At 40.8% G+C, this 6,653-nt stretch carries 6 protein-coding genes, 2 tRNA genes and 2 rRNA genes; 9 read left to right on the top strand and 1 reads right to left on the bottom strand.

Translation table 11 applies throughout. The features are described 5' to 3' along the window. From BTR25_RS16345 to BTR25_RS16305, 9 genes are all read left to right on the top strand, one after another. Positions 1-288 (top strand): 23S ribosomal RNA (locus tag BTR25_RS16345); the annotation flags it as partial. 266 nt (positions 289-554) lie between these two features. Beyond that, positions 555-671 (top strand): 5S ribosomal RNA (rrf, locus tag BTR25_RS16340). 178 nt (positions 672-849) lie between these two features. Further along, positions 850-923: transfer RNA gene (locus BTR25_RS16335), tRNA-Met, on the top strand. 3 nt (positions 924-926) lie between these two features. After that, positions 927-1,003, top strand: a tRNA-Asp gene (locus BTR25_RS16330). A 178-nt stretch (positions 1,004-1,181) separates the two neighbouring features. Next, on the top strand, positions 1,182-1,637 hold the full coding sequence (tsaE, locus tag BTR25_RS16325; RefSeq protein WP_075689107.1) for a tRNA (adenosine(37)-N6)-threonylcarbamoyltransferase complex ATPase subunit type 1 TsaE: 456 nt from the start codon (positions 1,182-1,184) through the stop codon (positions 1,635-1,637). After that, a complete protein-coding gene (gene tsaB, locus BTR25_RS16320) occupies positions 1,634-2,332 on the top strand; it encodes a tRNA (adenosine(37)-N6)-threonylcarbamoyltransferase complex dimerization subunit type 1 TsaB (protein WP_075689106.1) in 699 nt (232 codons plus the stop codon). Before tsaE ends, tsaB begins: the two co-directional genes overlap by 4 nt. Positions 2,333-2,352: 20 nt before the next feature. Then, entirely contained in the window at positions 2,353-2,802 is a 450-nt protein-coding gene (gene rimI / locus BTR25_RS16315; RefSeq protein WP_075689105.1) for a ribosomal protein S18-alanine N-acetyltransferase, read from the top strand. Continuing rightward, entirely contained in the window at positions 2,799-3,824 is a 1,026-nt protein-coding gene (gene tsaD, locus BTR25_RS16310) for a tRNA (adenosine(37)-N6)-threonylcarbamoyltransferase complex transferase subunit TsaD (RefSeq protein WP_075689104.1), read from the top strand. The genes rimI and tsaD overlap by 4 nt, the downstream gene beginning before the upstream one ends. 348 nt (positions 3,825-4,172) lie before the next feature. Then, complete coding sequence (locus BTR25_RS16305; RefSeq protein ID WP_075689103.1) at positions 4,173-4,580, top strand: Gmad2 immunoglobulin-like domain-containing protein; 408 nt, start codon at positions 4,173-4,175, stop codon at positions 4,578-4,580. Positions 4,581-4,617: 37 nt separating this feature from the next. Here the strand turns inward: BTR25_RS16305 and abc-f are convergent, their stop codons facing one another. Then, positions 4,618-6,537 carry a ribosomal protection-like ABC-F family protein gene (abc-f, locus tag BTR25_RS16300; RefSeq protein WP_075689102.1) on the bottom strand — a complete coding sequence of 640 codons (1,920 nt, stop codon included), beginning with the start codon at positions 6,535-6,537 and terminating at the stop codon, positions 4,618-4,620. Positions 6,538-6,653 lie beyond the last annotated feature (116 nt).

Raw genomic sequence — 6,653 nt, 5'->3', positions numbered from 1 at the left:
CTATCCGTCGTGGGCGCAGGAAATTTGAGAGGAGCTGTCCTTAGTACGAGAGGACCGGGATGGACGCACCGCTGGTGTACCAGTTGTCTTGCCAAAGGCATCGCTGGGTAGCTATGTGCGGACGGGATAAGTGCTGAAAGCATCTAAGCATGAAGCCCCCCTCAAGATGAGATTTCCCATAGCGTAAGCTAGTAAGAACCCTGAAAGATGATCAGGTTGATAGGTCAGAGGTGGAAGCGCGGTGACGTGTGGAGCTGACTGATACTAATCGTTCGAGGACTTAACCAAATAGAAAAGCAGAGGCGACTGGTCAACTTCGACAGACGTTGGAGGGCCGGCACTGCAAATCCTGGTTTTGGATTTGTAGGGACGGATCGAAACGGCCGAGAAGTTAGGAGCCAAAGCTGGACAAAACATAGCAATATGAGTAAGGTGAACTCGGTTTTACAAAACTTCTTCTACAATATCTAGTTTTGAGGGAATGAAATTTTTTATAATTTTTCTCTTGCTATATCTTGAAAAAACAGTTATAATAATAACTGTCTTATAAACAGTCTGGTAATTAAGGCGAGAAGGTCACACCCGTTCCCATACCGAACACGGAAGTTAAGCTTCTCAGCGCCGATGGTAGTTGGGGCAGGCGCCCCTGTGAGAGTAGGACGTTGCCAGGCTGTTTTAAAATTTTTCACAATGAAATAATTTCTATTGTCGAGGGGTGGAGCAACGAGCGTTGCTTCGATGAATAATCTGCGAGTTGTATCAATCGAGCTGCTGCTTGAATATGCATTCTGAGATTGATACAGTCCATTCAAACTATGGGCATGAACAACATAGTTTAATTCTTATTGTCGCGGGGTGGAGCAGTCCGGTAGCTCGTCGGGCTCATAACCCGAAGGTCGCAGGTTCAAATCCTGTCCCCGCAATCTGGTCCGGTAGTTCAGTTGGTTAGAATGCCTGCCTGTCACGCAGGAGGTCGCGGGTTCGAGTCCCGTCCGGACCGCCATTTATATGTTAAGAATTACGAAACTTGGTTTCGTTTTTTTTATGTCTTTTTTGCTCTTCGGTTAAAAGTTAGGTAAAATACATATAGAATAGGCATCCTTAGGATAACTCCTAAGGATTTTTTTTTCATAAATAAGGTAGAATGAAGATATGACTATGGTTAATAAAAAGGTGATTATATGAATCAATATGAAATAAAGACTTCTGGCCCTGAAGAGACTGATCTGTTTGCAGAAAAGTTAGCTCGTTTTTTATTAAGTGGTGATGTTATAGCACTTGAAGGTGATTTAGGTGCGGGCAAAACCACATTTACAAAAGGACTGGCAAAGGGCTTAGAGATAAAGAAAACGGTAAATAGTCCAACCTTTACGATTATCAAAGAATATAAAGGTCGAATGCCCTTGTACCATATGGATGTATACCGTGTGGCAGATGCCTATGAAGACTTAGGATTTGATGAATACTTCGAAGGCGAGGGAGTTACTGTAGTGGAATGGGCTCATCTAATTGAAGAACAGCTCCCAGCAGAATTGCTGACTATTTACTTGTACCGTGAGGATGAAGTGAATCGAAGAATGGTACTAGTACCAAAAGGTAAAAGATATGAGCAATTGTGTAAGGAGATTTTTTCATGACAATATTAGCAATCGATACATCAAATTATACTCTCGGGGTAGCACTAATCGAAGAAAATCAGGTACTCGGGGAATATATAACAAATTTAAAAAAGAATCATTCAGTCCGAGTTATGCCGGCTGTAGAGACATTAATGAAGGACTGTGGCCGTAAGCCTGCAGACCTGACAAAGATTGTCGTAGCAAAAGGTCCTGGGTCTTATACCGGGGTTAGAATTGGAGTTACCATTGCTAAAACTTTAGCATGGTCATTAAAGATACCCCTTGTAGGAGTATCAAGTCTTGAGGTTTTAGCTGCAGGCCCAGGCAGGTATTTTGATGGGTTTATTTCGCCGCTGTTTGATGCAAGAAGAGGACAGGTATATACTGGTCTTTACCAATATAAAAAGGGAAAACTTCATGCAGTTGAGGATGATCGGCTCGTCATGCTGGCTGATTGGGTGGAGGCTTTAAAAGAGGCTGGCAAGCCAATTCTATTTTTGGGTAATGATTTGCCGATTCATCAAGCGGTAATAGAAGATATATTAGGCCGAAAGGCTGTTTTAGCAGCTCATACGGAACAGAATCCCCGTCCGTCAGAGCTTGCACAGATTGGCATTGAAAAGCATGGAGAAGACATACATTCCTTTGTACCTAATTATATACGCTTAGCAGAGGCTGAGATGAAATGGTTAGAGGCTAAAGGGAAAATTTAAATGGATAGGATTAGAGAGTGATGGTAGATTCTTTTGTTTTTCGTTATATGAAGGAAGAGGATATTGATCAAATCCTAGAGGTGGAACATGCTTCGTTTACAACTCCCTGGAGTCGTGAAGCTTTTTACAATGAAATTTATCATAATAAGTTCGCTATTTATATCGTTTTAGAGGAAGATGAAAAAATCATTGGATACTGCGGCGCTTGGATCGTCATTGATGAGGCCCATGTCACGAACGTGGCAATCTTGCCTTCTTATAGGGGGAAAAAGCTAGGGGATGCCTTGTTAAGAAAAATGATATCGATCGCTAAGGAAATGGGTGCAAGGAGTATGACGCTCGAAGTACGACTGACCAATCATGTTGCACAATCTCTTTATCGTAAATTAGGATTCCAGGATGGCGGAATTCGGAAAAACTATTATTCAGATAATCAAGAAGATGCTTTAGTAATGTGGGTGAATTTATGAAACAAGATCAATGGGTTATAGGAATTGAAACAAGCTGTGATGAAACAGCGGTAGCTATCATAAAAAATGGTCGTGAGATTATCGCCAATGTGGTTGCTTCACAAATAGAAAGTCATAAGCGATTTGGCGGTGTTGTACCGGAGATCGCATCGAGGCATCATGTAGAGCAAATCACCATTGTAATTGAAGAAGCATTAAATCAGGCAAACCTCAGTTTTTCTGAAATTGATGCCATCGCAGTCACAGAAGGACCAGGCTTAGTAGGGGCGTTATTAATTGGTGTGAATGCAGCTAAGGCATTAGCTTTTGCCCATAATATCCCGCTTATACCTGTCCATCATATTGCCGGACATATCTATGCGAATAGGCTAGTTACAGAATTACAATTCCCGTTATTATCATTAGTAGTATCTGGTGGTCACACGGAACTTGTCTATATGAAGGAGCACGGCCATTTTAAGGTGATCGGTGAAACGCGAGATGATGCAGCAGGGGAAGCATACGATAAGGTGGCTAGAACATTAAATCTCCCTTATCCTGGCGGTCCGCATATTGACAGGCTTGCTCAAGAGGGGCGTGTCACACTTGAATTACCGAGAGCATGGTTAGAAGAGGGTTCTTATGATTTTAGCTTTAGTGGTTTGAAATCTGCTGTCATTAATACGGTACACAATGCTGAACAGCGTGGTGAGACAATTGCTCCGGAAGATCTAGCAGCAAGCTTTCAACAAAGTGTTATTGATGTGTTAGTCAAAAAGACGGAAAGAGCTGTTTTAGAGTATGATGTGAAGCAGTTGTTATTGGCTGGAGGAGTGGCAGCTAATAGGGGGCTTAGAAAGGCTCTAGAGGATACTTTTTCTAACAGGGATGATTTAGACCTAGTGATCCCACCATTGTCACTATGTACGGATAATGCAGCGATGATTGCGGCAGCAGGCAGCATCATGTTTGCAAAAGGAATCCGAGCAGATTTATCATTAAACGCTAATCCGGGTTTAGATATTGAATTATATAATGATTAGCCCTTCTAGTATTAGAAGGGTTTTTTTGATTTTGTAAAGTAATTGTCGAAAAATTCTTGTGGATAACCTTTCTTGAAAAATTGTCGAAGTTTCTCTAGGTGTGGGTAAGTAACCGTTTTCATGTGTATAATGTGGATAACTTAAGGTTTTTCTGTGGATATTGTGGAAAAGTCTAAGGAAACTTGATAATAAAAGTATTGATATGTGGATAAGATTGTGGAAAAGCTGCTTTTAAGAAAGTAAACGTAGGGATCTTGTCGATTTTACATGTTATTTGTCGGAAATCCTCTAGCGTTGTTCTAGCAGGAGTGTGAATATATTAGTTAAAAGAGAGTGAGGAGGAAAGATATGAAATGGAGGTTGTTGTTGTCATTTATCGTGGCATCAGGACTGGCCGCATGCACTCAAGAGTCTAAACCACAAGAGGAGCCCACGCCGATTGTCGACGAGGTACCAGAAAAGCAGGTATATGAAAATGAAGTATTTAATGAGGTGACGCTGGAAGAAGTAGAAGGTAAAACTGTTGTTACAGGTAAAGCACGCGTTTTTGAAGGTGTTTTCCAATATGCCGTTGTATCTGGAAATGAAGTTCTATTAGAGAATTATTATCAAACAGATGGAGCCCCGGCATGGGGAGAATTTACAATAACCTTGGATAAAGCGTTGACGGAGAAAGCCGGGAGCCAACTAGAACTCTTTGTATACTCCGCAAAGGATGGAGCTAAAATCAACATCCTAACCATTCCACTGAACTAATAAAAGGACTTGGAGCGTAATCTCCAAGTCCTTTATCTTAATCCGCCAGCTCTGCCCATTGGTCCATTAACTGTTCTAATTCTGCTTTTAACTTTTCATTCTTCAGGGTAATTTCTAATACCTTTTCATGGTTTTGGAACACCTCAGGCTCACAAAGCAACTGTTCGCATTCTTGAATTTGTTCTTCAACTTCCTCAATGCGCAATTCAACTTCCTCAAGTTTTCTTTTACGCTGGCGTTCGAGCTTTTTACTTTCTTTCTCTTGTTGAAAATTGTTTTTTTCGATACTTTCTGTCTGATAGTTTTTTTTCCTGCTACTAGCAGCATCTAAAGCCTTTAACTCTTCTTGCTCCAGCTTTTTTTCTAGATAGTAATCATAATCGCCTAGATATTCTGTACTGCCGTGACTGCTTAACTCTAATACCTTGGTGGCAATTCGATTGATAAAATAGCGGTCGTGGGAAACGAACAAAATCGTTCCAGGATAGTCAATAAGGGCATTTTCAAGTACTTCCTTACTATCAAGGTCCAAGTGGTTCGTCGGTTCATCAAGGATTAAAACATTTCCCTTCTCTAGCATAAGTTTAGCAAGAGCAAGCCGAGCTTTCTCCCCGCCGCTTAATGTGGAAACAATCTTTAAAACATCATCACCGGAAAAGAGAAAATTCCCTAATACAGTACGAATTTCCTTTTCTCCAGTTAACGGCCATTCATCCCAAAGTTCATTAAGAACACGTTTGTTTGATGTTAATTCAGCCTGCTCCTGGTCGTAATAACTAATGGCGAGATTGGCACCATATTGTATCGTTCCACCTAGGGCTGGAAGCTTATTAATCAATGTTTTTAAAAGTGTGGATTTCCCAATACCGTTTGGACCGACTAAAGCAATGCTTTCCCCTCGATAAGCCCGGAATGAAATATTTTCCGATACCTTTTCTCCCGTATAACCAACCCCTAAAGATTCAACGGTCAGAACATCATTACCGCTTTGTTTGTTAATTTCAAACGAAAAGGTGGCAGACTTTTCATCCCCAAGAGGCCGGTCCCTTAACTCCATTTTCTCTAGCTTTTTACGTCGGCTTTGAGCTCTTTTTGTCGTTGAGGCTCTAGCAAGATTTCGATTAATAAAATCCTGAAGATTGGCCACCTCTTGCTGTTGTTTCTCATACATTTTTAGATCACGCTCATAATTGGCGGCTTTTTGCTCTAGGTAAGTACTATAATTACCTATAAATTTTTGAATCTGCTGCCGTGAAACTTCATATACCTGTGTGACAACCTTATCTAAAAAGTAGCGGTCATGTGATACGATTAAAATTGCGCCATTATAGCTCTGCAAATACTGCTCAAGCCATGATAATGTATCGATGTCGAGATGGTTTGTCGGCTCGTCCAATATTAGAATATCGGGTTTCGTTAGTAGCAATTTTCCTAAGGCAAGACGTGTTTTCTGTCCCCCGCTTAGACTTGAAATCATTAGCGAGTGATCAGGGAAATTTAAGCCATGCAAGATAGAACGGATATCTGCTTCGTACTGATATCCACCCTGTTCCTTGAACGTAACCTGTAGGTGGTCATATTCTTTGAGAATTCTTTCATAGCTGTCATTATTCTCCAAGACAGCAGGATCCGACATTTTTTCTTCGAGCTGACGCAGTGATTTCTCCATTTTTCGCAAATCATCAAAAACAGTCAGCATTTCGTCCCAAATCGACAAATTCGACTCTAAACCTGTGTTCTGTGCCAAATAACCAATGGTTACCCCTTTTGGCTTAATGATTTCCCCACCATCATGGGATAGATGGCCGGCAATAATTTTTAATAACGTGGATTTACCCGCACCATTCCTGCCGACGAGGGCTACGCGGTCTCGAGTTTGTAATTCTAACTTTATATTCGATAAAATAAGGTCAGCACCATAATATTTTGCTAGTTGATTAACTTGTAACAAAATCATTTTTTTCACCTCTATTACTTAGATTTAGTGTACCGCATTCAATGAATGTCGGCAATAAACTGTGTTATAGTTAAGACAGTAGGATAAAAAAACTATATGAAAAAAATGTAAATTAT

Source organism: Bacillus sp. MRMR6 (genome assembly GCF_001940785.1).
Taxonomy (GTDB): Bacteria; Bacillota; Bacilli; order Bacillales; family Cytobacillaceae; genus Neobacillus.
The sequence above is the reverse complement of the archived record's forward strand: the minus strand, read 5'-3'. Positions and strand labels throughout refer to the sequence as shown.

What these genes read in the sequence shown, in the direction of transcription:
- abc-f (WP_075689102.1), bottom strand. Translation starts at nt 6,537, where the DNA reads ATGATTTTGTTACAAGTTAATCAACTAGCAAAATATTATGGTGCTGAC.
- tsaB (WP_075689106.1), top strand. Translation starts at nt 1,634, where the DNA reads ATGACAATATTAGCAATCGATACATCAAATTATACTCTCGGGGTAGCA.
- BTR25_RS16305 (WP_075689103.1), top strand. Translation starts at nt 4,173, where the DNA reads ATGAAATGGAGGTTGTTGTTGTCATTTATCGTGGCATCAGGACTGGCC.
- tsaE (WP_075689107.1), top strand. Translation starts at nt 1,182, where the DNA reads ATGAATCAATATGAAATAAAGACTTCTGGCCCTGAAGAGACTGATCTG.
- rimI (WP_075689105.1), top strand. Translation starts at nt 2,353, where the DNA reads ATGGTAGATTCTTTTGTTTTTCGTTATATGAAGGAAGAGGATATTGAT.
- tsaD (WP_075689104.1), top strand. Translation starts at nt 2,799, where the DNA reads ATGAAACAAGATCAATGGGTTATAGGAATTGAAACAAGCTGTGATGAA.